The sequence below is a fragment of the Micromonospora sp. L5 genome (assembly GCF_000177655.2).
GTDB classification, from domain to species: Bacteria; Actinomycetota; Actinomycetes; order Mycobacteriales; family Micromonosporaceae; genus Micromonospora; species Micromonospora aurantiaca.
Window position 1 is genome coordinate 3808130 of record NC_014815.1, and the last position, 25151, is coordinate 3833280.

At 73.4% G+C, this 25151-nt stretch carries 23 protein-coding genes; 17 read left to right on the forward strand and 6 right to left on the reverse strand.

Going from position 1 to position 25151, the window contains the following annotated elements; all coding sequences use genetic code 11:
• Positions 1 to 50 precede the first annotated feature (50 nt).
• Entirely contained in the window at positions 51 to 1196 is a 1146-nt protein-coding gene (locus ML5_RS18060) for a polysaccharide pyruvyl transferase family protein (protein ID WP_013475648.1), read from the forward strand.
• 9 nt (positions 1197 to 1205) lie between these two features.
• Here ML5_RS18060 and ML5_RS18065 read toward each other — a convergent pair whose 3' ends face one another.
• Entirely contained in the window at positions 1206 to 1412 is a 207-nt protein-coding gene (locus ML5_RS18065) for a hypothetical protein (protein ID WP_013287802.1), read from the reverse strand.
• A gap of 85 nt (positions 1413 to 1497) precedes the next feature.
• On the opposite strand from ML5_RS18065, the gene ML5_RS18070 reads away from it, so the two are divergent.
• Entirely contained in the window at positions 1498 to 2019 is a 522-nt protein-coding gene (locus ML5_RS18070) for a DinB family protein (protein ID WP_013475649.1), read from the forward strand.
• Positions 2020 to 2023: 4 nt separating this feature from the next.
• Here the strand turns inward: ML5_RS18070 and ML5_RS18075 are convergent, their stop codons facing one another.
• On the reverse strand, positions 2024 to 2884 hold the full coding sequence (locus ML5_RS18075; protein WP_013475650.1) for a carbohydrate kinase family protein: 861 nt from the start codon (positions 2882 to 2884) through the stop codon (positions 2024 to 2026).
• An 86-nt stretch (positions 2885 to 2970) separates the two neighbouring features.
• Here ML5_RS18075 and ML5_RS18080 point away from each other — a divergent pair, with 86 nt between their 5' ends.
• Together ML5_RS18080 and ML5_RS18085 are read left to right on the forward strand one after the other, a co-directional pair.
• The gene (locus ML5_RS18080; RefSeq protein WP_013475651.1) at positions 2971 to 6381 is read left to right on the forward strand and encodes a DEAD/DEAH box helicase; all 3411 of its coding nucleotides are present in this window, start codon (positions 2971 to 2973) and stop codon (positions 6379 to 6381) included.
• On the forward strand, positions 6378 to 7424 hold the full coding sequence (locus tag ML5_RS18085) for an SWIM zinc finger family protein (RefSeq protein ID WP_013475652.1): 1047 nt from the start codon (positions 6378 to 6380) through the stop codon (positions 7422 to 7424). Before ML5_RS18080 ends, ML5_RS18085 begins: the two co-directional genes overlap by 4 nt.
• An 82-nt stretch (positions 7425 to 7506) precedes the next feature.
• Here the strand turns inward: ML5_RS18085 and ML5_RS18090 are convergent, their stop codons facing one another.
• Entirely contained in the window at positions 7507 to 7764 is a 258-nt protein-coding gene (locus ML5_RS18090) for a DUF3040 domain-containing protein (RefSeq protein ID WP_013287797.1), read from the reverse strand.
• 450 nt (positions 7765 to 8214) lie between these two features.
• Between ML5_RS18090 and ML5_RS18095 the strand changes: the two genes are divergently transcribed.
• The 5 genes from ML5_RS18095 (at position 8215) to ML5_RS18115 (ending at position 14480) form a co-directional block, all read left to right on the forward strand.
• A complete protein-coding gene (locus ML5_RS18095; RefSeq protein WP_013475653.1) occupies positions 8215 to 10260 on the forward strand; it encodes a DUF1800 domain-containing protein in 2046 nt (681 codons plus the stop codon).
• A 14-nt stretch (positions 10261 to 10274) separates the two neighbouring features.
• Positions 10275 to 11648 carry a DUF1501 domain-containing protein gene (locus tag ML5_RS18100; protein ID WP_236619445.1) on the forward strand — a complete coding sequence of 458 codons (1374 nt, stop codon included), beginning with the start codon at positions 10275 to 10277 and terminating at the stop codon, positions 11646 to 11648.
• On the forward strand, positions 11645 to 13060 hold the full coding sequence (locus tag ML5_RS18105; protein WP_013287794.1) for a ferric reductase-like transmembrane domain-containing protein: 1416 nt from the start codon (positions 11645 to 11647) through the stop codon (positions 13058 to 13060). Before ML5_RS18100 ends, ML5_RS18105 begins: the two co-directional genes overlap by 4 nt.
• A 14-nt stretch (positions 13061 to 13074) precedes the next feature.
• Positions 13075 to 13668 (forward strand): FMN-binding protein, encoded by a 594-nt coding sequence (locus ML5_RS18110; protein WP_013475655.1) that lies wholly within the window; start codon positions 13075 to 13077, stop codon positions 13666 to 13668.
• Positions 13669 to 13754: 86 nt separating this feature from the next.
• Positions 13755 to 14480: an FAD:protein FMN transferase gene (locus tag ML5_RS18115; protein WP_013475656.1), complete on the forward strand. Its 726-nt coding sequence runs from the start codon at positions 13755 to 13757 to the stop codon at positions 14478 to 14480.
• Between the two features lie 512 nt (positions 14481 to 14992).
• Here ML5_RS18115 and ML5_RS18120 read toward each other — a convergent pair.
• Positions 14993 to 15664 carry a bifunctional DNA primase/polymerase gene (locus ML5_RS18120; RefSeq protein ID WP_013475657.1) on the reverse strand — a complete coding sequence of 224 codons (672 nt, stop codon included), beginning with the start codon at positions 15662 to 15664 and terminating at the stop codon, positions 14993 to 14995.
• 217 nt (positions 15665 to 15881) lie between these two features.
• Between ML5_RS18120 and ML5_RS18125 the strand changes: the two genes are divergently transcribed.
• From ML5_RS18125 to mctP, 7 genes are all read left to right on the forward strand, one after another.
• Positions 15882 to 17111 carry a helix-turn-helix domain-containing protein gene (locus ML5_RS18125; RefSeq protein WP_013287790.1) on the forward strand — a complete coding sequence of 410 codons (1230 nt, stop codon included), beginning with the start codon at positions 15882 to 15884 and terminating at the stop codon, positions 17109 to 17111.
• The gene (locus ML5_RS18130; protein ID WP_013475658.1) at positions 17108 to 17689 is read left to right on the forward strand and encodes a flavoprotein; all 582 of its coding nucleotides are present in this window, start codon (positions 17108 to 17110) and stop codon (positions 17687 to 17689) included. Before ML5_RS18125 ends, ML5_RS18130 begins: the two co-directional genes overlap by 4 nt.
• Before the next feature lie 94 nt (positions 17690 to 17783).
• The gene (locus ML5_RS18135; protein ID WP_013287788.1) at positions 17784 to 18656 is read left to right on the forward strand and encodes a Nif3-like dinuclear metal center hexameric protein; all 873 of its coding nucleotides are present in this window, start codon (positions 17784 to 17786) and stop codon (positions 18654 to 18656) included.
• Positions 18646 to 19383 carry a zinc ribbon domain-containing protein gene (locus ML5_RS18140; protein ID WP_013475659.1) on the forward strand — a complete coding sequence of 246 codons (738 nt, stop codon included), beginning with the start codon at positions 18646 to 18648 and terminating at the stop codon, positions 19381 to 19383. The genes ML5_RS18135 and ML5_RS18140 overlap by 11 nt, the downstream gene beginning before the upstream one ends.
• Before the next feature lie 5 nt (positions 19384 to 19388).
• On the forward strand, positions 19389 to 20537 hold the full coding sequence (locus ML5_RS18145; protein WP_013475660.1) for a bifunctional RNase H/acid phosphatase: 1149 nt from the start codon (positions 19389 to 19391) through the stop codon (positions 20535 to 20537).
• Positions 20538 to 20664: 127 nt separating this feature from the next.
• A complete protein-coding gene (locus tag ML5_RS18150) occupies positions 20665 to 20907 on the forward strand; it encodes a DUF3311 domain-containing protein (protein ID WP_013475661.1) in 243 nt (80 codons plus the stop codon).
• Positions 20907 to 22559, forward strand: a complete 1653-nt coding sequence (mctP, locus tag ML5_RS18155) for a monocarboxylate uptake permease MctP (RefSeq protein ID WP_013475662.1) — start codon at positions 20907 to 20909, stop codon at positions 22557 to 22559. The genes ML5_RS18150 and mctP overlap by 1 nt, the downstream gene beginning before the upstream one ends.
• Positions 22560 to 22614: 55 nt before the next feature.
• Here the strand turns inward: mctP and ML5_RS18160 are convergent, their stop codons facing one another.
• Positions 22615 to 23082 carry a MarR family winged helix-turn-helix transcriptional regulator gene (locus ML5_RS18160; RefSeq protein ID WP_013475663.1) on the reverse strand — a complete coding sequence of 156 codons (468 nt, stop codon included), beginning with the start codon at positions 23080 to 23082 and terminating at the stop codon, positions 22615 to 22617.
• Between the two features lie 56 nt (positions 23083 to 23138).
• Here ML5_RS18160 and ML5_RS18165 point away from each other — a divergent pair, with 56 nt between their 5' ends.
• Positions 23139 to 24362: an MFS transporter gene (locus ML5_RS18165; RefSeq protein WP_013475664.1), complete on the forward strand. Its 1224-nt coding sequence runs from the start codon at positions 23139 to 23141 to the stop codon at positions 24360 to 24362.
• A 24-nt stretch (positions 24363 to 24386) separates the two neighbouring features.
• Here the strand turns inward: ML5_RS18165 and ML5_RS18170 are convergent, their stop codons facing one another.
• Positions 24387 to 25148: a sulfite exporter TauE/SafE family protein gene (locus tag ML5_RS18170; protein ID WP_013475665.1), complete on the reverse strand. Its 762-nt coding sequence runs from the start codon at positions 25146 to 25148 to the stop codon at positions 24387 to 24389.
• Between the last annotated feature and the right edge of the window lie 3 nt (positions 25149 to 25151).

Sequence of the window (25151 nt, forward strand, 5' to 3'; positions counted from 1 at the left end):
GGGCGGCCAGCGGGAACGCTGGCGCGGACGCCCCTGGGAAGGAGCAACGGATGAGGGAACGCACCGGACTGACCATCGGCGTGCTCGGCTCCTACGGCGGTCGCAACCTCGGCGACGAGGCGATCCTCACGGGTCTGCTGGACGATCTGCGCCGCCACGAGCCCCATGCCCGGATCATCGTCTTCTCCCGCAACCCGGCGCACACCGCGCTGGCCCACCCCGAGGTCGAGGCGGTGCCGTGGGAGGGCGTCAGCCGGGTCGACTCGTCCCCGGTGCTCAACCAGCTCGACCTGCTCATCCTCGGCGGCGGCGGGATCCTCTACGACAAGGAGGCCCGGCGCTACCTGCGGGTGGTCCGGGTCGCCCAGGAGCGCGGGCTGCCGCTGATCACGTACGCGGTAGGGGTCGGCCCGCTCACCGACACGCTGGACAGCGGCATGGTGCGCGAGACGCTGGCGCAGGCCGTCGAGGTGACAGTCCGCGACCAGGAGTCCCGGATGGTGCTGGAGGAGGCCGGCCTGGTCAACCCGATCACCGTCACCGCCGACCCGGCGTTCCTGCTCGAACCGGAGGAGTTCCCCCAGCAGTGGCTGCGTGAGGAGGGCGTACCGGCCGGCTCCCGGCTGGTCGGGCTGAGCGTGCGCGAGCCGGGCCGGGCCGCCGAACGGCTCGACGTGGACGGCTACCACCGCCTGCTCGCCCAGATCGGTGACTTCCTGGTGCACCGGATCGACGCGTACGTGCTGTTCGTGCCGATGGAACGCGACGACATCCGGCACTCCCACGGCGTGCTGTCGCACATGACCGCCGCCGATCGGGGCCGGATCCTGCACGGCGACTACCGTCCGGCGCAGATCCTCGGCCTGATGCGCCACTTCGACCTCGCGGTCGGCATGCGCCTGCACTTCCTGATCTTCGCGGCCATGATGGGCACGCCGTTCCTGCCGCTGCCGTACGCCGGAAAGGTCTTCGACCTGGCCCAGCGGCTCGGTGTGCCGGCGCTGCGCGGCGTGGAGCGGGAGGTGGAGGGCCCGTTGCTGGCCGAGGTGGACCGGCTGTGGGACGAGCGGGCGGCCCGGGCCGACGAGACCGCACGCCGGGTCGCTGAGGTCTGCGAGCAGGCGCGCGGCACCTCGCAGGTGACCCGCAGCGTGCTGGACAGCATCCGGGCCCGCACGCTGACGCCGGCGGTGTGAGCCGGGCCGTCAGACCGCCGGGCCGCGCCAGGCGTAGACCCACTCCCGGCCCGGCTGGTCGTCCGACTCCAGCTCGTAGATCTGCGCCTCCGCGAGGCCGTTCGACCCGAGGTGGTGGTGGGTCAGCGGCGGACGGCCGTTGACGTCCAGCTCGACGGTGACGGTCTCGCCGTCGGCCGCGCCGCCCACCAGAGGGATCTGCACCGAGGAAGCCATGCGCCCATCCTGCCCCGGCCGGCCCGCTCGCGCAGGGGATCACGCGGGGCAGCGGACCGTACACACCGCGTACTAGGGTCCGGGGATGGCGCACCCGACGATCGATCCGGCACTCGGTCCGGTCCTCGCCCGCACGGGCGACGAACGGGCGATCCTCGACGCGTTCCTCGACTTCCACCGTGCCAACGTGCTGCGCAAGGCGCGCGGCCTGACCGACGCCGACGCCGCCCGGCGCCTGGTGCCCTCGCTGACCACACTGGCCGGGCTGCTCAAGCACCTGACCCTGGTCGAGGGGAACTGGTTCCGCTGCCTGTTCGCCCCCGAGCCGGGCGACGTCTACGTCACCTCCCAGGCCGACGCCGACGCCAGCTTCACGCTGGGCGCCGGCGAGACGGTCGAGACACTCGCCGCCGCGTACGAGGCGGCCTGCGACCGGTCCCGCCGGGTCGCCGAGCGGTTCGACCTCGACCACGTGGTGCCGCACCCGCAGCTCGGCGAGGTGTCGCTGCGCTGGGTGCTGGTGCACCTGATCGAGGAGACCGCCCGGCACGCCGGGCACGCCGACATCCTGCGCGAGCTGACCGACGGCGAGACCGGCTCGATCTGACGGGTCACTCGCGGGGCAGCAGCCCGTCCGGGTACTCCATCCCGTCGTGGGTGCACGCGGCAGCCGCCACCCGGGCCGCGTACCGGGCCGCGTCGAGGATGCCCGCGCCGCGCAGCCGGGCGGCGATCACCCCGGCCGCGAAGGCGTCCCCGGCGCCGTTGGTGTCCACCACCGGCCCTGGCGGGGTGGCGGCGGGCACGTGCGTCGGCGGCACGCCGGGGGTGTGCACCGTCGCGCCGGCCGCCCCGCCGGTGACCAGCACCGTGCGCGGCGCCAGCTCGGCCGTCTCCTTCGCGGCCCGCTCGCCGAGCCGCGTGTCGCTGACGAAGACCAGGTCCGCGATCCGGGCGAACGGGCGGTGGTAGTCGTTCTCGCCGTCCCAGTCGTGCAGGTCGGTGGAGATCGACGTGGCGGCGCGCAGCACCGCCAGCGAGTCCCGTGCCCAATCCATGATCGACAGGTGGACGTGGGTGGCCTCGGCGACGAGCGCGGCAAGCTCCGCCTCGCCGAACGGCGCCGCACCCGACCAGGGACGCGGGTCGTGCAGCGACATCCGCCGGCCCGCCGGGTCGACCAGGTTCACCGAGCGGCGGGTGCCGGCCGGCGCGTCGGCGAGCGTGGTCCGGATCGAGGTACGCGCCAGCGCCGCCCGCACCACGTCGCCGGCCGGGTCGGCGCCCAGCACGTCGACGAGCGCCACCCGCAGGCCGAGCGCGTGCGCGGCCAGCGCGACCCCGGCGCCGGTGTTGCCGATCCGCAGGTCGATCGGCGGCACCAGCAGCGAGTCGGCGACGGGCGGCGGCAGGGCGGGCACCCGGGCGCGGATGTCCACGCCGAGCCCGCCGATCACGAGAAGGTCGACCATGGCGCCGACGATAGCGGCGTCCGGCGGCCTATCCTGGCTCCCCGGGCGCCGTCTTCCGGCCCCGGGGACGTCGTCGAGGGGGAACAGTGCTGGTCATCCACGGGTTGTGGCTGCCCGGCGCCGGGCTCGCCCTGTGGGCCGAGGACAGCACGCTTCCGGCCCGCGCGCCCCGCCGTCCCGGCCGCGTCCCGCGCGAGCGCCCGCACCCGTTCGCCGCCGGCCACGCCGCGCTCGCCGCCGCGCTCGACGGCATGCCGGGCGAGCCGATCTCCGTCCTGCTGGACCTGCCGACCCGGGCCGGCTCGCCGCTGGACTCGCCGGAACTGGTCCGGGCCACCGTCGGGGAACCGGTCCGCGGCCCGGTCACCCGCGCCGGATGGCGCGCTCCCGCCCTGGGGTACGCCCCGGACGACGCGTACGCGCTGCTGCGCGCCCCGATGCCGGGCCCGGTCGGGGCGAGCCTGCGTCACCTGTGCGAGCTGGCCGGCTTCGCCGCCGACCTGGTCGTACGCGGCCGGCTGCTGCCGGTCGTGCTCGAGGCGTACCCCGGTGGTGGTGGACCCGACAGCGGATCGGCCGCGACCGGCGGGCGGACCTCGGCGCGGCGGTCACCGGCGGCCTCGGGCGCGGGTGTCGCGGGGGCCGGGCGGCGGCTGCGGGCCGTTGGGGTGGACGACGTGGCGACCGGGTGGGCGCTCTGGCGGCCGCTGCTCACCGGCACCGATGCGGGCTGGGCGCGTGACCTGGCGACGGCGTTGCCACCGGCGGCCCGCGCCGCCCGGGAGTGGCGGCCCGAGCCCGGGGATGCACCTGCCGCCGTCGCGGCGGCGTCGGCCGGTGCGGGCGGTCCGACGGGCGGCGCGTGGGCCGGTGCGGGCGGTCCGACGGGCGGCGCGTGGGCCGGTGCGGGCGGTCCGACGGGCGGCGCGTGGGCCGGTGCGGGCGGTCCGACGGGCGGCGCGTGGGCCGGTGCGGGCGGTCCGACGGGCGGCGCGTGGGCCGGTGCGGGCGGTCCGACGGGCGGCGCGTGGGCCGGGCGGGCCGACGACATCGGGGCCGGTGAGCTGGTCGCGGAGGCGCTGGACGCGCTCGTCGACGCCGCCGCCCGGGTGGCGCTGACCGACACCCGGCTGCACCGGGGGATGCGTCCGGTCGGCGCGGTGCCGCGCTGGCTGGCCGCGCTGACCGGCCCGGAGCGCGCCTTCCCGGCCGAGCCGGACGCGCTGGCGACGCTGCGCGACGAGCTGGACGCCTGGCAGCGCGACGCCGCGGGCGGCGCGGTACGGGCCACGTTCCGCCTCGTCGAGCCGGCCGTCGACCCGGTCGCCGAACTGGTCGAGGACGCCGCCTGGCGGGTCGAGTTCGGCCTGCACCCGGCCGACGAGCCGGGGCTCGTGGTGGACGCCGCACACATCTGGCAGCGGCCGGCGCCGGCGCTCGCCGCCCGGGGCGTGGAACCGCAGGAGACGCTTCTCGCCGAGCTGGGCCGGGCCAGCCGGCTGTGGCCCGAGGTGGACGCCGCGCTGCGTACCGCCGCGCCCGAGGGCATGGAGCTGGACGCCGAGGGCGCGCACCGGTTCCTGCGCGAGGGCGCGCCGGTGCTGCACGCGGCCGGGTTCGGGGTGCTGCTGCCGTCGTGGTGGCGGCGTTCCTCGTCGCGGCTGGGGGCGCGGTTGCGGGCACGCAGCCGTACCGCCCCGGGCGCTGTCGCCACCACCGCCGGGAAGCTGGGGCTGGACGCGCTCGTCGACTACCGCTGGGAGCTGGCGCTCGGCGACGAGCCGCTGACCGCCGAGGAACTGGCGTCGCTGGCCGACCTGAAGTCGCCGCTGGTCCGGCTGCGCGGCCGGTGGGTCGAGCTGGACCCGCAGCGGCTGGAGGCCGGGCTGAAGCTGCTGCGCTCCTCCGGTGAGCTGACAGTGGCCGACCTGCTGCGGATGGGACTGTCCGGTGACGACCGGGCCGGTGAGCTGCCGGTGCTGGACGTGGTCGCCGACGGCGCACTCGGCGAACTGCTGGCAGGTGAGGCGGAACGGCGTCTCACCCCGGCCGACCCGCCGCCGGGCTTCAGCGGGACGCTGCGGCCGTACCAGCGGCGCGGGCTGGCCTGGCTGGCGTTCCTCCAGTCGCTCGGACTCGGCGGGATCCTCGCCGACGACATGGGCCTCGGTAAGACCGTGCAGCTGCTCGCGCTGCTCGCCGGTGACCCGCCGGAGGCCGGGCCCACACTGCTGGTCTGTCCGATGTCGCTCGTCGGCAACTGGCAGCGGGAGGCCGCGAAGTTCGCGCCGGCGCTGCGCGTGCACGTGCACCACGGCGCCGAGCGCACCCGGGGCGAGGGCTTCGCCGCCGCGGTGGGCGAGGCGGACCTGGTGCTCACCACGTACTCGGTGGCCGCCCGGGACGCGTTCGAGCTGGCAGGCGTCGACTGGCACCGGGTGGTGGTGGACGAGGCGCAGGCGATCAAGAACGCCGCGACCCGCCAGGCCGAGGCGGTCCGGTCGCTGCCCGCGCGGCACCGGGTCGCGGTCACCGGTACGCCCGTGGAGAACCGGCTCGCCGACCTCTGGTCGATCATGCAGTTCGCGAATCCGGGGCTGCTCGGACCGGCCGCGACGTTCCGCAAGCGCTTCGCCGAGCCGATCGAGCGGCACGGCGACGCCGAGGTGGCCGAGCGGCTGCGCCGGATCACCGGCCCGTTCGTGCTGCGCCGCCTCAAGACCGACCCGTCGATCATCACCGACCTGCCGGAGAAGCTGGAGATGGAGGTGGTCTGCAACCTCACCGCCGAGCAGGCCGCGCTCTACCGCGCAGTGGTCGACGACATGATGGCGAAGATCGAGTCCAGCGACGGGATCGAGCGGCGCGGACTGGTGCTCGCCACCATGACCCGGCTCAAGCAGGTCTGCAACCATCCCGCCCAGCTGCTGCACGACGGCTCCGCGCTGGACGGCCGATCCGGCAAGCTGGAACGCCTCGACGAGATCGTCGACGAGGTGCTCGCGGCGGAGGAGAAGGCGCTGCTGTTCACCCAGTACGCCGAGTTCGGCGGCATGCTGCGCGGGCACCTGTCGGCGCGTACCGGCCGGGAGGTGCTGCTGTTGCACGGCGGCGTCGGCAAGGCCGAACGGGACGCCATGGTGACCCGGTTCCAGACGCCGCAGGGTCCGCCGCTGTTCGTCCTGTCGCTCAAGGCCGGCGGCACCGGGCTCACCCTGACCGCCGCCAACCACGTGGTGCACGTGGACCGGTGGTGGAACCCCGCCGTCGAGGACCAGGCCACCGACCGGGCGTTCCGGATCGGACAGCGCCGCCGCGTGCAGGTACGCAAGTTCGTCTGCGCCGGCACGGTCGAGGAGAAGGTGGCCGCGATGATCGCCGACAAGCGCAGCCTGGCCCGGTCGGTGGTGGGCAGCGGCGAGCAGTGGGTCACCGAGCTGTCCACGGACACGCTGCGCGACCTGTTCCGGCTGGAGTCCGGGTCGGTGGTCGAGTGAGCCCCGGGTTTGACGACTACGGTCCGCCGGTGCGCGTCGAGGGTGGCCTGCGGGCGCGCAGCACCCGGGGCGCGATCGGGCAGTCCTGGTGGTCCCGGCGGTTCGTCGAGGTGCTGGAGTCGTTCGCGCTCGGCTCCCGGCTCACCCGCGGCCGGGCGTACGCGCGGCGGGGGCAGGTGCTCCGGCTGGACGTGTCGCCGGGGACTGTCACCGCCGAGGTGCAGGGATCCCGGCCGCGGCCCTACCCGGTGCGGATCGGGCTGGCCGCGTACCCGGAGGAGACGTGGCGGCGGATCGAGGCCGAACTGGCCGGGCAGGCGTTCTTCAGCGCCCGGCTGCTCGCCGGTGACCTGCCGGCCGAACTGGAGGAACTGTTCGCCGAGGCGGGCGCGCCGCTGTTCCCGGCCGCGATCGGCGAGCTGGACCAGCGCTGCGGCTGCCCTGACTTCGCGGTGCCGTGCAAACATCTGGCGGCCACGTTCTACTTGCTCGCCGAGGCGTTCGACGCCGACCCGTTCCACCTGCTGCACTGGCGCGGCCGGTCCCGCGCCGAACTGCTCGACCGGCTGCGTACGCTGCGCGGCGCCGACGCCGGCAGCTCAGGTGGAACCGGCGGTGCCGGCGGAGCCGGTGGTGCGAGCGGGGCCGGTGGTGCGGGCGGAGCCGGTGGCGCGGGCGGAAACGGCGGTGCGGGCGCGGAGCCGGGCCCGGGTGCCGGGCCGGAGTCGGGCGCCGGGCCGGAGCCGGCCGGGACGACCGGTGTGCCGGTGGTCGGCGCGGCGCGGGCCCTGGCCGGGTTGCCGCCGGTCGAGGCGGAAGCCGAACCGGACCGGTTCTGGCTGTCACCGGTGCCGCTGCCGGACCGGCCGCCCACGCTCGCCACCGGCTCGGAGCTGCTGTTGCGCCAGCTCGGTTCACCCGGTGCCATGATCGGTGGGCCGGGCCTGGCCGAGCGGCTGCGCCGGGCGTACCGGGAGTTCGGTCGCGGCGAAGCCGCGTCCCCCAGGGAGTTCAGCCGCGGCGAGGCCGCAGGCGAGCGTTAATAAGGGGCCCTTCCTCTACCGGAAGCGTTAATAAGGGGCCCTTCCTCTACCGGAAGCGTTAATAAGGGGCCCTTCCTTGCACCTAAAGGAGGCGGCGGCGGAAGCGCCACATCACTGCGGCGTTGGCGACGAGCACCACCGCGCAGATCGCCCCGGCGAGCCGTCCGACGAGCACTGTCATCGCCGGCAGCGACGCCCACAGCACGATCGTCAACAGCATCATGTACCGGCCCCGGCGGCCCTTGATCCGGTTGTCCAACCGGGCGAAGAAGCGTGGATCACTCTCCCGCAGATGACGGGTGATCTGTTCGAACCTGCGCTGATCCTCTTGGCTGAGCATGGCGGTGCCCTTCCCCTCACGGCTTCAGCGGTTCGGCGGCATACCCGGATCGGAGGCCGGTCACGCGCCGCCGCTGCTGCTGTTTCGCCGGACCGGACAGGCGGAACGAGGTTCTCAGCGCAGGCTTATCCGTACCTTAATTTTCGGTGAGGCGATGAACGCCCCCGGCGGCGTCGCCGCTGTGCGAAACCTCGCATCCGGGCAGTGCGCGTCCGGGTCGGCCCTGCTCCGGACGCCGCCGCGCCCCCGCCGCCGCGACGGGCCCTCCGCGGCGGGCCTGAGCACCGTCTTAAGTGCGCTCACGAGCGCGTTCGGCGCGCCTTGAGCGGCCGGGACGGCATGGCTACTTTCCCGTAGGCAACTTCTCCGGCAACCGTCGCCGCCCCTGCGCCACCCCGACCCCCATCGGGTGGCAGGCGTGCCGGCGCTCGAAGAAAACGGGATAGGTACATGGCCGACCTGAACGTGCCACCGCGTCGACCCCGGGACGACAGCGGCTGGGACGGATACCAGCACCCCCATCCGGACGGGTACCGCGACCCGCACGCGCCGCACCCCGGCGCCCACCCCGCCCAGGGCCCGCAGTGGGTCGGGCCGAACGGCTTCGCCCCCGCCGCGCCGGCCCCCGCCGGCTACCCCCAGTCCGGCGGTTACGCCCAGCCCGCCGGCGGGTACGGCCCGCCGCCCGGTGGCGGACTGCCCGACCTGGACGACGACGGCGACGAGGCCCCGAAGCGGGGCCGGCGCCGGGCGCTGGCCACCCTCGGCGGTGCCGTGGTGGTCGCCGGTGGCGCCGCCCTGGCCATGTCCCCGCAGGTGCGCGGCCTGTTCAGTGACGCGCCGGCCGGTGACGCCACCGGTACGGTGACCACCGACGGCAACGCGGCCCGGCCCAGCGGCCAGCAGCCCAGCACGGTACGGACCTACACCGAGCAGAACGAGAGCTACATGGGCTCCCGGGCCGGCGAGGCGCTCAAGCGCAACGCGCCGTCCGGTGGCCGGCTCTACGGCAGCCCGGCCGCCGCCGCCGAGGCGACCAAGGTGACTGTGAAGACGGTCCTCGCCAAGGACCCGATCCGGCACCTCGCCACCCGCACCACGTTCGCCGCCACCCCGAAGGTGATGGCCGACATCAAGCGGCTCGGCATCGACGACTGGCTGCGCCAGCAGCTCGAACCGGAGAAGATCGCCCCGACGAAGGCCGAGCTGAAGCTGGCCGAGCTGCAGTCGCTCAAGCTCAGCCCGACGCAGCTGCGCGACCAGCGCGAGCAGCTCAACGAGAAGGGCGTCGACCCGGCCCGGGAGACGGTGGACGCCACCATCGCCCGGCAGATCTGGTCGGACCGGCAGCTCTTCGAGGTGATGGTCGACTTCTGGAACGACTTCCTGCACGTCGCCGCCGACTTCGACGGCGGGGAGAACTACCGCAACGCGTTCGACCGGGACGTCATCCGCAAGCACGCGTTGGGCAGCTACCCGGAGATGCTCGTCGCCGCGAACAAGCACCCGGCGCTGCTGCTCTACCTGAACCAGGTCGACTCGCGTAAGGACGCGGTCAACGAGAACCTGGCCCGGGAGAACCTGGAGCTGTACTCGGTCGGCGTCGACGGCGGCTACACCGAGAAGGACGTCCGCCAGGCCGCGCTGCTCCAGACCGGACGCGGTGTCGCCGACGGCAAGTACAAGTTCTTCGCCGAGCGGCACTACCTCGGCAAGGTGAAGATCCTCGGGTTCAGCCACGCCAACAACTCCGACGACCCGGTGGCCGCCGACAAGGTCATCGACTCGTACATCCGCTACATCGCGATGCACCCGTCGACCGCCCGGTACGTGGCACAGAACCTCGCCACCCGGTTCGTCTCCGACACCCCGCCGAAGTCCGTGGTGGACCGGCTCGCGAAGGCGTACACCACGAACAAGGGGCAGATCCGGCCGGTGCTGGCGACGCTGTTCAGCTCCTCGGAGTTCTGGGCGGCGATCGGCCAGAAGGTACGCCGCCCGATGGAGTACCTGGTCGCCACGTACCGGGTGCTCGGTGTCTCGCCGGACGCGGCCCCCGGCTTCACCGGCGACAACCGGCGCACCCCGTTCGCGCAGGGCCTGCGGCAGATCCAGGACAAGATGCGCGAACTCGGCCAGTACCCGATGGGCAAGCCCACCCCGGACGGCTACGCCGACGTCTACCTGGCCTGGACCTCGGCCGGGACGATGATCGACGGCTGGAACGAGGCCGGTGACCTGATCGGCGGCTGGCGCAAGCAGTTCACTTTCATCAAGCCGGAGAAGCTGGTCGCGAAGCCGCCGGCCACCGCCGGGGCGTACGTGGACGCGCTGGCTCAGCGGCTGGTGCAGCAGAAGCTCAGCGCCAAGGAGAAGAAGCTCGTGCTCGCCGTGGCCGGTGTGGCCGAGAGCGCCAAGGTCGACGCCACCTTCAACGGGGCCATCGCCGCTGTCGCGCGGACGATCCTCGCGTCCCCCCAGCACCACCTCCGGTGAGGCATTCGATGGAGATGACCGTGAACCCGTACCCCCTGCACCCCGAGTGCCCCGACCTGCGGCGGCTGGCCGACAACCCGGCCGAGGCGCTGCTGCGCGCGGAGGCGGACATCGTCGCGGCCGAGAACGCGGCCGAGACCGACCGGTACCGCCGGCTGGAGGAGATCGAGGAGGCGCAGCAGGACGGCCGGGGTGTCACCCGGCGTACCTTCGTCGCCGGCGCCGCCGCGACCGCGACCGCGCTCGCGACGGCGCAGTTCGTCACCACCTCGGCGTCGTTCGCCGCGACCAAGACCGGCACGCTGATCCACGTCTTCCTCTACGGCGGGCTGGACGGGCTGAGCCTTGTCGCACCGGCCGACGACCCGGTGCTCGCCAAGGCGCGCCCCGACCTGCTGCTCGGTGACGACTCGCTGGCGCTGGCCCGCGGCTTCAAGCTGACGAGCGCGTTCGCGCCGCTGGAGAAGTGGCTCAAGGCCGGGCAGCTCGGCTTCGTGCCGGCCGTGTCGGACCCGCGGCTGTCCCGCAGCCACTTCCAGGCCGCCGACGCCTGCAACCTGGGCGGCCTGCCCGGCGAGACCGGCGGCCGAGGCTGGCTGGACAGCCTGGTCGACTCGCTCGGCAAGGGCACCGCGTTCCGCAGCGTCGGCATCGGCAGCACGCTGCCCCGCTCGCTCGTCGGCGTGAACGGCGCGATCTCCCTCAACAGCGTCGGCGACCTGCGGCTCAACGGCGACGACAAGTTCCGGGCGGCCACCGAGAAGGCGATCCGCGGCCTGTTCACCGGCATCAACCACCCGGTCGAGGAGGCGGTGCAGGAGGGGATGGGCGCGCTGGCCACCGCGCAGAAGCTCGCCGCCAAGCCGTACGCCGCCGCCGAGGGCGTCGAGTACCAGGGCGTCGGGAACGCGTTCAAGCAGCTCGCCCAGCTCATCAAGGGCGGCGCGAACGTGCGGGTGGCGACGGTCGGCATGGGCGGCTACGACACCCACGAGAACCAGGGCACCCGCGAGGGCGGCCAGCTCTGGCGGCGGCTCAACGAACTGGCGAACGCGATGGCCGCGTTCTTCACCGACCTGGGCGACCGGTCGGCGGACGTGACCATCATGGTGTCCAGCGAGTTCGGCCGGCGGGTCGGCTCGAACGGCGGCGGCACCGACCACGGGCACGGCGGTGTGGTCACCGTGCTGTCCGGCCGCAAGCTGGCCGGTTCGCTGCTCGGCACCTGGAACGGACTGGACAAGCTGGACAGCGGCGACGTGCCGGAGTACAACAACATGTTCAACGTCTACGGATCGGTCGCGCAGGGACGCTTCGGCCTGACCACCGCCCAGGTGGACAAGGTCTTCCCCCGGCAGAAGTTCACCCCGGTCAAGATCTACGCGTGACGTACCAGGACACCCGCGCCGCCGGCCGCCGTACCGGGCATCCCGCCCCGTACGGCGGCCGTCCGGCTGCCCCCGTACCCCCGGGTCGTCCGCGCCGCGGACCCGGCGGCCGGCGTGCGCTGGCCGCGCTCTTCTGGCTGGGCCTGGTCGCCGCGGTCCTGCCGTGGTGGCTGGACACCCCGGCCGGATCGCTCGCCGACACCGCCGACCTGCTCACCGCCGGTGGCCGGATCACCGGGCTGCTCGCCGGCTACCTGTTGCTGGTCCAGGTGCTGATGATGAGCCGGCTCGGCGTGCTGGAACGCGCGCTCGGCGGCGAGCGGATCTCCCGGCTGCACCGGGACCTCGGCGCGACGCTGCTGGTGGCGGTGCTCGCGCACATGTCGCTGCTGGTGGTCGGCTACTCCCGCCAGGAACGCAAGACGGTGCTCGGCGAGGTCGGCGCGCTGCTGACCGACTACGAGGACATGGTCTCCGCGTTCGTCGCCGCGGGCATCCTGGTCGCTGTCGCGTTCACCGCGGTACGCGCGGTGCGCCGCCGCCTGCCGTACGAGCTGTGGCACCTGCTGCACGCCGCCAGCTACCTCACGCTGCTGCTCGGGTACGCGCACCAGTTCAGCAACGGCGCGCAGCTCTACGAACCAGGTCCGGTGCGTACCGGCTGGATCGCCGCGTACCTGCTGGTGGTGGCCGCGCTGGTGTGGGGCCGGATGCTCGCGCCGCTGGTGTTCAACCTGCGGCACCGGCTGCGCGTCGCCGACGTGGTGGCGGAGAGCCCGGACACCGTCTCGGTCTACCTGACCGGGCAACGGCTCAACCAGATCGACCTGCTCGGCGGCCAGTTCTTCCGCTGGCGCTTCCTCAACCCCGGCTGCTGGTGGCAGTCGCACCCGTTCTCCGTCTCCGCCGCCGCCAACGACAGGTGGCTGCGGATCACCGTCAAGGTCGTCGGCGGGTACACCGCCGAGCTGCGCGACCTCACGCCCGGCACCCGGGTCTGGGCGCAGGGCCCCTCCGGTACGTTCACCGCCGCGCACCGCACCCGGGAACGGGCGCTGCTCATCGCCGGGGGCAGCGGCATCGCGCCGCTGCGGGCGATGCTGGAGGAGCTGCCGCCCGGCGCGGCGCTGATCTACCGGGCGCGTACCCCCGCCGACGTGCTGCTGCACCAGGAGCTGGACTGGCTCGCGCAGGCCCGGCAGACCTCCGTCTGGTACGTCGTCGGCCGCCGCGACGACCCCGGCCCCCGCCAGGTGATGAACCCCGAGGGCCTGCGCCGGCTCGTGCCCGACCTGACCCGCCGCGACGTCTACCTGTGCGGCCCCGGCGGTCTGGTCGACGAGGCAGTCGCCGCGCTGCGTGCGGCAGGCGTGCCCCGTCGCCAGATCCACCTGACCGCGTTCGAGCTGTAGGAGAGGCACCGCCCATGCGTCGCGCGCTGCTCGCGATCACCGGCCTGGCCGCCGGCACCACCGCACTGGTGGTGCTCAAGGGCGCGCCGGGCGCCGGGCAGGCCGGAGCGGATGTACCGGCCGCGCTGGCCCCGGTCGCCCCGGGCGGCTCCGCCGCGCCCGAGCCGCCGTCGCCCACCGGCTCCGCGCCCGGCGTCACCCCGTCGCCGCGTGCCTCGTCGAAGCCCACCCCGAAGCCGTCCGCCGACCGCAGCGCGGCCAGCCGCGGTGGCACCCGCACGCGCACCACACCGGCCGCACCGCGGACCACCACCAGCGCGCCCAAGGCCACCACCCGCACGGTGACCGGGCCGTCGGTCACCTATGAGTACGGCTCGCTCCAGGTCCGGATCACGCTCAGTGGAAGCCGGATCGTCGACGCCACGGCGATCGGGCTGCCGCTGGGCGGGCAGTCCGGGCAGCGCAGCGACGACGTGCAGGCCCGCTACAGCGGCACCTCCGGCGAGGTCGTGGCCCGGCAGAGCGCCAACCTGAGCACCGTGTCCGGAGCCACCTACACCAGCACCGCGTACAAGCGGTCGTTGCAGGCCGCGCTGGACAAGGCGTGACCGTGCCGGCTCATGCCGGTGCCGGTGCCGGTGCCGTCGGTCCCGGTCCGTCCGCCCGGCGCGGCCTTCGCCGGGTCGAACACATCATGGGTACGGCGATCAGCCTCGACCTGGCCGACGACCTGCCGGGGGAGGCCCTGCACGAGCTGGCCGAGGACACGTTCGGCTGGCTGCGCGAGGTGGACGCGCGGTTCAGCACGTACCGCGACGACAGCGAGGTGTGCCGGATCGACCGGGGCGACCTGCGGGTCGCCGACGCCTCCGCCGACCTGCGGGCCGTGCTGGCCGCCTGCGCCGACCTGTGGACCGTCACCGACGGGTTCTTCGACGCGTACGCGACCGGTCGCCTCGACCCGTCCGGCTACGTGAAGGGCTGGGCGGCGCAGGTCGCCTCGGACCGGCTGGTGGCCGCGGGCGCGCCGAACCACTGCGTGAACGCGGGCGGCGACGTGCGCGTACGCGGCCGCGACGCGGCCGGCGAGCCGTGGCGGATCGGGGTGCGGCATCCGTGGGACGCGGCGGCGACCTGTCTGGTGCTGACCGGCACCGACATGGCGGTCGCCACCTCCGGCGTGTACGAGCGCGGCCACCACGTGCTCGACCCGCGCCGGGGCGTACCGGCGACGGGTTTGCGCTCGGTGACTGTGGTGGGGCCGGACCTGGGCGTGGCCGACGCGTATGCGACAGCGGCGGTGGCGATGGGCGCATCGGGCCTGGCCTGGCTGGACCGCCTAGCGTCCCCGTGGCAGCACGCCGTGGTCACGGACGAGGCCCACCAACACCACTCCCGAACCCTCCCCACCCTGCCCTGACCGCCGCCTCCCGCCCCCGCCGGTGCGTTTGCGTGCTGCCCTTCCCTCCGCCCGCCCTTGGTGCGGTGACCAAGGAGTTTGTGTCCTCCAGAGCGTCCTGGGCGGACGCAAACTCCTTGATCAACCGGCGGTGGGCTGGTGGGGGAGGAAGGGAGAGGGGGGGAGGGAAGGGTGCAGGCGGGGTCAGCGGAGGGGGCGGTGGAGGATGGCGGGGCGGGAGCCGGTGGGGCGAGGACGGCCGGGGCGCACGCCCAGCGGTCGGGTGAAGGCCCACGGGTGCAGGCGGCGGCGGGGCCGCGCCGGCTCGGTACCGCCGGTGTGGCGGGCAGCGTCGTCCCTGGACATGGTCAAACCCCCGCTCTGGCGCGGACGCGCCCTCGCCAGGAACAACGAGCCCGGTGCCGGGGAGGTCGCTGTCGGCCACCCGTCCGGGTCACCGGACCCGCTGTGACCAGGGAGAACGCTCGGCGTCGGAGCACGCGTTGCGGAAGCACCGGCCGGGTGCTGGGAGGTCAGCGGCCGCGGCGGGGCAGCGGGAGATGACCGGGGAACAGGTCGGCGCCGAGCGTCACCCCGGCCGCCCGTAACGCGGCGATCAGCGCGTTCTGCACCAGGTACGAGTCGGGTAGCTGCCACCGGGCCTGCTCGGGCGCGACCACCCAGCGCACCGTCCCCTCGGGCAGCCGGGTCGGTGGCGCGGGGATCCACGAGCCGGGTCCGTGGCGTACCACGTGGAAGCAGTGCTCCAGCTCGGGCCGCAGCGGGTCGCCGGGGCGTACCAGGAACATCCAACGGCCGGTCGGGGTGACCAGCGCAGGGCCGCGTACGCCGAACCCGGCGGGGTGGGTGGCGACCGCTTCCAGGACCTGCCGGCCCAGGTGGGTGGCGACCTCCAGGACGTCGAAGGCGCGGCCGGTGGGCAGCAGGATGCCGTGCGGGCGGTTACGCCACCAGGTGGCCACCCGGGCCGGGTCGGCGCTGGCGGCGTGTTCCCAGTCCTCAAGCGCCGGGTGGCAGCCCACTGTGGGACAGCCGGCCCGCCCGCAGACGAAGCGGCTGTTCGCCAGGCAGGCGCCGGGGGTGACCGGCCAGCCGTGCAGCGCGTACCGCACCGCGACGCGGCGCAGCCGGACCCGCTCCAGCGGCGAGAGGTGAGCGACGCGCGGTCGGACGTTCCTCCACATGTCTGTCGTCCCCTCTGGTCCCGCCGAACCGTCCACAAGCCACACGTCGAAAGCCGTCACTGCCGTAACCCACGCTCGTTGAGGTGACTAACGGTCGGTGCAACTTGCACGAAAACTACGAGAACTGGCTGGACGGTGGACGCACAACCTGTGCGATCGGCGCGAGCCTGAGGGACGTGGGGGGACCGGCCGGCGCCGTGAGGGGGAGGGAGCGGGAATGGACGAACTGCCCATAGGCCGGCGGGTGGCGTACTGGCGGAGCCGCCGCAAGATGTCCCAGCAGGTCTTCGCCGACCGGCTCGGCAAGTCCAAGAGCTGGGTGGACAAGGTGGAGCGCGGCGTCCGCCGGCTGGACAAGTTCTCCGTGCTCTACGAGATCGCCGACATCCTCCAGATCGACGTGCAGTTGCTGCACGGCAAGGACCCGGAGCGGCGTACCGACGCGCTCAACTGCATCGACCAGGTCGAGGTGGAGGAGATCCGCACCGCCCTGGAGCGGTACGACTCGATGAGCGCCTACTTCGACGCGGCGCCCTACCCTCCGCCGCTGGCCGACATGCGCAAGGCGGTGAACCACGCCTGGCTCACCTACCAGTACGGCCGCTACGGCATGCTCACCCGCGCGCTGCCCAAGCTGCTGCGCGACGCCCAGGCGGCGGACGCCGGCTACGCCGCCGGTGACCAGGTACGCGAGGCCGCCCACCTGCTCGGGCAGGTCTACCAGATCGCCTCCTCGGTGCTGCGCAAGCTCGGCGAGTGCGACCTCGCCTGGCTCGCCGCCGACCGGTCGATGGCGGTGGCCCAGCGGGCCGACGACCCGCTGCTGGCCGGCATCGCCACCACGCGCGTCTGCAACGCGCTCGTCGCGATGGGCCGCCCCCGCCCGGCGCTGGAGCTGAACGTCCGCATCGCGGGGCGGCTCGCGCCCGGCGGCGACAACGACGTCCGGCCGGAACGGCTCTCCGTGTACGGGATGCTGCTGCTCCAGGGCGCGATGGCCGCCGCCCGGATCGGTGACTCGGCGACAGTGGACGACCTGCTCGCCGGCGCGGGTGAGGCGGCCACCATGCTCGGCGGCGACCACAACCACTACTGGACCTCCTTCGGCCCGACCAACCTGGAGCTGCACCGCGCGGCGGCGGCGGTCGAGCTGGGCGACGGCGGCCGGGCGGTGGAGACCCACATGCGGCTGTCCGAGCCGGCGTTCAACGCGCTGCTGCCGGAGCGGCGCGCGCACCACCTGCTCGACCTGGCCCGCGGCTACTCCCAGATCGGTGACGTCGCCAACGCCGGGGACATGCTGCTGCGCGGTGACCGGCTCGCGCCCTCCGAGATCCGGTGCCGGCCGATAGCGCACGAATTGATGTCCGAGATTCTCCGTCGCACACGTGGTGCGCCGCCTCCGCCGATCGCGGAGTTGGCTGAACACATGGGAGTCGGAGTATGAGCGGTCCGAAGACCGCCAACGGGCACCGGCGGGTGCTCTACGTCATCGCCTGCGGTTCGCCGCTGGCCCGTCACGTCGGCCGGCTGGTCGACCTCGCCCAGCGGGAGGACTGGACGGTCTGCGTGGTCACCACGCCGGACGGCGCGAAGTTCGTCGACCGGACGGAGCTGGCCCGGCAAACCGGCCACCCGGTCCGTACGCACTACAAGAACCCGGGTGACCCGGACGTGCTGCCCCCCGCCGACGCCATGCTGGTGTGCCCGGCCACCGTCAACACGATCAACAAGTGGGCGGTCGGCATCACGGACACCCTGGCGCTGGGCCTGCTGATCGAGGCGCAGGGGATGGGGGTGCCGATCGCTGCCGTCCCGTACACGAACGAGGCGATGGCCGCGCACCCGGCGTTCCGGGCCAGCCTGGACCGGCTCGTGCAGTGGGGCGTCCGGATGGTCTTCGGCGACCACGTCGTACGCCTGCACCCGCCCGGCACGGGGGACCGGCGCGCGGACGCCTTCCCCTGGGACGCCGGCCTGGCCGCCCTGCGCGGCGCGGCCCGGCCGGTCGCCCCGGTCGGCTGAGAGGCGCGGTGGGCACGGCCCTCGGCAGACGCCGGGGGCCGCGCCCGGCGACGGTCGGCGTGTACCGGCCCGGACGCCGGTAAGCTGGCCGCCCGTGAGCACAACCGGATCGCCGCACACCGTCGCCGACGTGGTGGCCGCCCTGGACCGCCGTTACCCGCCCGCGTGGGCCGAGGAGTGGGACCGGGTCGGCCTGGTGCTGGGCGAGCCCGACCACCCGGTACGCCGGGTCGCCTGCGTGGTGGACGTGGTCCCGGAGACCGTGGACGAGGCGCTCGACGCCGGCGCGGACATGATCGTCGCGCACCACCCGCTGCTGCTGCGTGGCGTCTCCTCGGTGGCCGCCACCACGTACAAGGGCCGGATCGTGCACCGGTTGATCAAGGCGGACGTCGCGCTGCACGTGGCGCACACCAACGCCGACGTGGCCGACCCGGGGGTCTCCGACGCGCTCGCCGCCCGGTTCGGGCTCACCGGGCTGCGTCCGCTGCACCCGCCCCGCCCCGGCTCGCCCGCCGCCGGGCCCGGCCGGGGCATCGGCCGCATCGGCGAGCTGCCCACCCCGATGACGCTCGCCGAGCTGACCCGGCTGGCCGCCGCCGTGCTCCCGGTCACCGCCTGGGGAGTTCGCGCCGCCGGGGATCCCGGGCGTATGGTTCGTACCCTCGCCGTCAGCGGCGGCTCGGGGGACGGCTTCCTCGCCGAGGCGACCGCGGCCGGGGTGGACGCGTTCCTCACCGCGGACCTGCGCCACCACCCGGCCGGGGAACACCTCGCCGCCGGTGGCCCGGCGCTGCTGGACGCCGCCCACTGGGCGACGGAGCGACCCTGGCTGGACGACCTGGCCGCCTACCTGGCCGCCGAGCTGGACGTCGAGACCGTGGTGTCCGACCTGGACACCGACCCGTGGACCGTGCACGCCGCCGCGCCCCGGCCGGACGACAAGGAGCCCCGACGTGAAGGCTGACCCGAAGGTGCAGCGCCGCCTGCTCGACCTCCAGGCGATCGACACCGCGCTGGCCCAGCTCGCGCACCGCCGCCGCACCCTGCCGGAGCGCGCCGAGCTGGAGGCCCTCGCGCGTGAGCTGTCCGCGCTGGAGGACGAGCGGGTCCGCGCCCAGGTGGCAGTCGACGACCTGGACCGGGACATCGCCCGGATCGAGAAGGACGTCGACCAGGTGCGGGCGCGCAAGAGCAAGGACGAGGCCCGGCTGGCCTCGGGCAGCGGCCCGGCCCGCGAGCTGGAGGCGATCCAGCACGAGCTGGTCTCGCTGAACCGCCGGCAGAGCGACCTGGAGGACGCCGAGCTGGAGCTGATGGAGCAGCGGGAGACCGCGCAGGGTGTGCTCGACGGCATCGAGAGCCGGCTCGCCGAGGCCCGTGAGCGCCGCGCCGCGACCGAGCAGCGCCGCGACGAGACCCTGGCGGAGATCGCCAAGGAGGAGGAGTTCAAGCGCACCTCCCGCCAGCCGCTCGCCGGTGACCTCCCGGCGGACCTGATCGGCCTCTACGACAAGATCCGCGAGGACACCGGCATGGGCGCCGCGCTGCTCACCGGTGGCCGCTGCGGCGGCTGCCGGCTGGAGCTGTCCGGCGCCGACCTGGCCCGTATCCGCAAGGCCGACCCGGACGACGTGGTCCGTTGCGAGGAGTGCCGGCGGATCATGGTCCGGACCAACGAGTCGGGACTGTAGCCGTCGTGGCGGCGCGCGCGGTCGTGATCGAGGCCGACGGCGGCTCCCGGGGCAATCCCGGCCCGGCCGGCTACGGCGCCGTGGTCCGCGACCCGGAGACCGGTGAGGTGCTGGCCGAACGGTCCGAGTCGATCGGTACGGCGACGAACAACGTGGCCGAGTACCGGGGCCTGATCGCCGGGCTGGAGGCCGCCGCCGAGCTGGGCGCGGCCGAGGTCGAGGCGCGGATGGACTCCAAGCTGGTGGTCGAGCAGATGTGCGGCCGCTGGCAGATCAAGCACCCCGGGCTGCGTCCGCTCGCCGCCCAGGCGGCCGGGCTGGTCAGCCGGTTCGCCGCCGTACGATTCACCTGGGTGCCCCGGGAGCGCAACCGGCACGCCGACGCGCTCGCCAACGCGGCGATGGACGCCGCCGCGTCCGGCGCCGCACCGGCAGCGGCGGCGGCCGAGGCGCGGGAGGCGACTGTCGTGCGCGCCACCGGCACCGACCCGGCCACCACGCCCGCCTCCTGGGAGCCGCGCCCGACCGAGGAGGCCACCCGGCTGATCCTGGTGCGGCACGGCGAGACCGAGCGCACCGTGCAGAAGCGCTACTCCGGCCGGGGCGACGTGCCGCTCACCGGGCGCGGCCGAGCCCAGGCCCGGGCCACCGCCGCCCGGGTGGCCGCGCTGGCGCCGTCCGTCGCCGCAGTGGTCAGTTCCCCGCTGTCGAGGTGTACGGCCACCGCCGAGGCGGTCGCCGCGCAGGTCGGCAACCCGCCGGTACGCACCGACGACGACCTGATCGAGTGCGACTTCGGCGTCTGGGAGGGGCACACGTTCGCCGAGGTACGCGAGGGCTGGGCGGCCGAGCTGGACGCCTGGCTCGCCTCCACCCGGGTCGCGCCGCCGCGGGGCGAGTCGTTCGTGACAGTCGCCGAGCGGACCGGGCGGGCGGTCGACCGGCTGCGGTCGGCGTACCCGGGGGAGACGGTCGTGGTGGTCTCCCACGTCTCGCCGATCAAGCTGGTGCTGCGCGACGCGCTCGCCGCCGGCGACGCGTTCCTGCACCGGCTCTACCTGGACACGGCCGGCATCTCGGTGCTGGACCTGTACCCGGACGGCGGCGTCGCGGTCCGCTCGGTCAACGACACCTCGCACCTCGCGGACGTCTGACGGCCGCTCGGCGCATGCCGGCGGCCGTTCGGCGCATCGACATCACCCGATCGGACGTGACCCCCGTCACAGGGTCGTAGCCTCCGGCCGTCACATGGCCCGCTACGAATGCCCGGAGGGGTGTCACATGTCCGCACCGGAACCGGAGGCGCTCGACACGGCGCGATCCAGGGCGAAGGACAAGAGTCCCTGGAACTGGTTGCTCTTCATCCCGATCGTGGTGCCGCTGATCCCGGCACTGTTCAACGCCGACTCGCCCCGGCTGTTCGGCTTCCCGCGTTTCTACTGGCTGCAACTGGCCTGGATCCTGCTCGGCGTCGGCACCACCACGCTGGTCTACCAGATGACCAAGAAGCGGGGTGACCACTGATGTGGCGGGACCACCTCACCGAGATCATCGTCTTCACGCTGCTGTTCCTGCTGGTCAGCGCCATGGGTTTCGTGGCTGCACGGTGGCGCAGACCGACGGACATGGCCCACCTGGACGAGTGGGGACTGGGCGGGCGCAGCTTCGGCGGCTGGATCACCTGGTTCCTGGTCGGCGGTGACCTCTACACCGCGTACACGTTCGTGGCGGTCCCGGCGCTGATCTTCGGGGCCGGCGCGGCGGGCTTCTTCGCGGTGCCGTACACGATCGTCATCTACCCGCTGGTGTTCCTGGTGCTGTGCCGGCTCTGGTCGGTCTCGCACCGGCACGGATTCGTCACCCCCGCCGACTTCGTCCGCAACCGGTTCGGTTCGCCGATCCTGGCGCTGCTGGTCGCGATCACCGGCATCGTCGCCACGATGCCGTACATCGCGCTGCAACTGGTCGGCATCGAGGCGGTGCTCAAGACCATGGGCGTCACAGGGGACAGCGCGCTGGCCCGGCACCTGCCGATCATCATCGCGTTCGCGATCCTGGCCGCGTACACGTACCAGTCCGGGCTGCGCGCCCCGGCGCTGATCGCGTTCGTCAAGGACTCACTGATCTACATCGTGATCCTGGTCGCGGTGATCTGGCTGCCGTACAAGCTCGGCGGCTGGGGCGCCATCTTCGACGCCGCCGACGCGAAGTTCCAGGCGTCACCCGCGCCCGGCGACGGCATCCTGCTCAACCAGAACAACCAGATCCAGTACGTGACGCTGGCGTTCGGCTCGGCGCTGGCGCTGTTCCTCTACCCGCACAGCATCACCGGCGTGCTGGCCAGCCGGAACCGCGACGTGATCAAGCGGAACATGTCCGCGCTGCCCGCGTACAGCCTGCTGCTGGGTCTGATCGCGCTGCTCGGGTACATGGCCATCGCGGCGAACGTGAAGCCGCTGCCCGGTGCGAAGGAGGGCACGACCGACGGCAACACTGTGGTGCCGCTGCTGTTCGACCAGCAGTTCCCGGACTGGTTCGCCGGGGTCGCGTACGCCGCAATCGGCATCGGCGCGCTGGTGCCGGCGGCGATCATGTCGATCGCGGCGGCGAACCTGTTCACCCGCAACATCTACAAGGAGTACCTGAAGCGGGACGCCACCCCGGCGCAGGAGGCGAACGTCTCGAAGATCACCTCGCTGGTGGTGAAGGTCGGGGCGGTGGCCTGCATCGTCTTCCTCGACCCGCAGTTCTCCATCGACCTCCAGCTCATCGGCGGCGTGATCATCCTCCAGACGCTGCCCGCGGTGGCGCTGGGCCTCTACACCCGCTGGTTCCACAGGGGCGCGCTGATCGCGGGCTGGGCGGCCGGCATGGGCCTGGGCATGTGGATGCTCTACCAGATCGGCAACCCGGCGACCGGAAAGAAGCACTTCGCCGGATCGGCGTTCCCGCTGGAGAAGTTCGGTCTCGACACGCCGAAGACCATCTACGTGGGCATCGTTGCGGTGCTGGTGAACCTGGTGGTGGCCGCGCTGCTCACGCTGGTGCTGCGCGCCGCCAGGGTGGCCGACGGGCCGGACGGCACCACGCCGGACGACTACTTCGCCGACGAGGGCGACCCGCGCGTGACGGCGACCGCCGACCGCGGAGACTCCGCGCGGGAGCCGGTGGCGTGAAAGGAAGGGCCCCTTATTAACGCATTCTGCATAATAAGGGGCCCTTCCTAACACCTCAGCGGCGGCGGTTGCGCGTGTCGAGCGCCTCGTTGAGGCGGTGCAACATGTCCGCCAGTGTCTCCCGGTCCGCCTCGGGCCAGGCGGCGAGGATGTCGCCGTACAACCGGGTGCGGGCCGCCCGGACGGCGGCCATCCGCTGGAGCCCGGCCGCCGTCGCGGAGATCACCGTGCCGCGCCCGTCGGCCGGGTCGGGGGTACGCGAGATCAGCCCGTCGCGCTGGAGCGCGGAGACCTGCCGGGTGACGGTGGAGCCGTCCAGGTTCAGCCGCGCGGCGAGCGCCGAGACGTTCTGCGGGCCTGCCGCGTCCAGGTGCCGCAGGATCACGTACGCGGCGCGGTCCAGCAGCCGGTGCTCCATCGTGCCGGTGCCCCGGCGGGTGGCCTCACCCAGGCGCATCAGCAACGCGACCTCGGTTTCGATCCGGCCGAGGGTGACCTCGGGAGCGTGGACGTCGTCACTCATAGCTGTATGATACAAGAAAAATACCTGTACGATACAGCTATCTGGGAGGTTGCGGAGTGGATCGCCGATCCGAGCCCAACCGCAGTGCCATCTACGCCACCACGCTCGTGGCGTTCCTCGCGATCGCCGGCATCGCCGTGGTCGACCCGATCCTGCCCGCCATCGGCGAGGCGATCGGCGTCACCGCCTGGCAGGTCGAGCTGCTCTTCACCGCGTACATCGCGGTCATGGCCGTCGGCATGATCCCGGCGACGCTCGCCAGCGGGCGGTTCGGTTTCAAGCCGGTGCTCGTCACCGGAGTCTCGGTCGTCGGCCTGGCCGCCATCGGAGCCTCGTTCAGCAACGACATCGTGCAACTCTCCGTGCTGCGCGGCGTCTGGGGCCTGGGCAACGCGATGTTCTTCGCCACCGCCATGGTCGTGCTGGTCAACCTCGCGAACGACAGGGAATGGGTGGTCGGCCTGTTCGAGACCGCCCTCGGGCTCGGCTTCGCGGTCGGCCCGCTGATCGGCGGCCTGCTCGGCGAGGTGAGCTGGCGGCTGCCGTTCTTCGTCTGCGGCGTGTTCATGGTGCTGGCGCTCGGCGTCGCCGCCCGCAAGCTGCGCGAACCGGTGAACAAGCAACAGCCGGTACGCCTCGGCCAGATCTTCGCCACCTACCGCAGACCCGCGTTCGTGGCGCTGTGCGTGGTCACCGCCGCGTACAACTTCGTCTTCTTCGTCGTGCTCGGCTACACGCCGCTGTTCCTGCGCCTCGACGTCATCCCGCTGGGCCTGGCGTTCACCGGCTGGGGCCTCGGCCTGGCCGCCGGCATCCTGCTGATCGGGCACCGGCTGGCCCACCGCATCGGCGCGGTGCAGACAGTCGGCGTCGCAATGCTCGGCCTGCTGGTCTGCATGGTCCTGTTCGCCACCTCCACCGGCACCGCCATGTCGCTCGTCGTCCTCGTCGTCGCCGGCCTGTTCATGGGCCTCGCCAACGCCAACCTGACCGACCTGGCGCTCGGGCTCGGCTCCGCCGACCGGCGCGTCGCCACCGGCGCGTTCAACCTGGTCCGCTGGGGCGCCGCCGCGCCCGCGCCGATCATCTCCGGCAAACTGGCCGAACACAGCCTCGCGCTGCCGTTCTGGGTCGGCTTCGGGGTGCTCGCCGCCGGCGTGCTCGCGTACCTCGCGTTCGGGCACCTGATGGCGGCCGGCTACGGCGAACGGGTCATCTGGAACCGGGCCGCCCGCCGCGCCGAGTACGCACCGGAGGAGCCGGTGGGGGAGGCCTACTGACGGGTCCGGTCTTGCCGGGTGGCGTCAGGTCAGCGCGCGCCACAGCAGGTAGAACCCGATGGCGGTGCCGAACACCACGATCACCGTCTTCAACACCACCTGCGGAAGCCGGCGGGCCAGCCGCGCGCCCGCGTACCCGCCGAACAGGGTGGCCGGCGCGACCACCGCGACGGCCGCCCAGTTCACCGGGCCGAACAGGGCGAACACCACGAGCGTGGTCAGCCCCACCACTGCCGAGAGCAGGTTCTTCATCGCCGACACCCGGGCCAGCGTCGCGTCGAGCACCAGCGCCAACCCGGCCACCAGCATCACCCCGAGGGCCGCGCCGAAGTAGCCTCCGTACACCGTGCCGAGCGCGACCATGGTCTGGACCGTGACGGTACGGCGGCGCGCGCCCAACCGTTCCGGATGGCCGACCAGCCGGCGCAGCGGACCCTGGAACGCGAGTACGGCGGTAGCGCCCAGCACGAGGAACGGCACCACCAGCTCGAACGCGCGCGCCGGAGTCGCCAGCAGCAGCGCGCACCCGGCGATCGTGCCGAGGACCGCGGTGGGCATCAGCGACCACAGCTCCCGCCCGCGCGGCAGGTCCACCCGGCTGCCCGCCACGCTCGCCACGTACCCCGGGAAGACCGACACCGAGTTCGAGACGTTGGCCGCCACCGGCGGCAGGCCGGTGGCGATCATCGCCGGGAACGTGATCAGTGAGCCACCACCGGCCACCGCGTTCACAGTGCCCGCGGCGAGACCGGCGGCGAGCAGGAGCGCGGCGTCGGAGAGATCCATGGT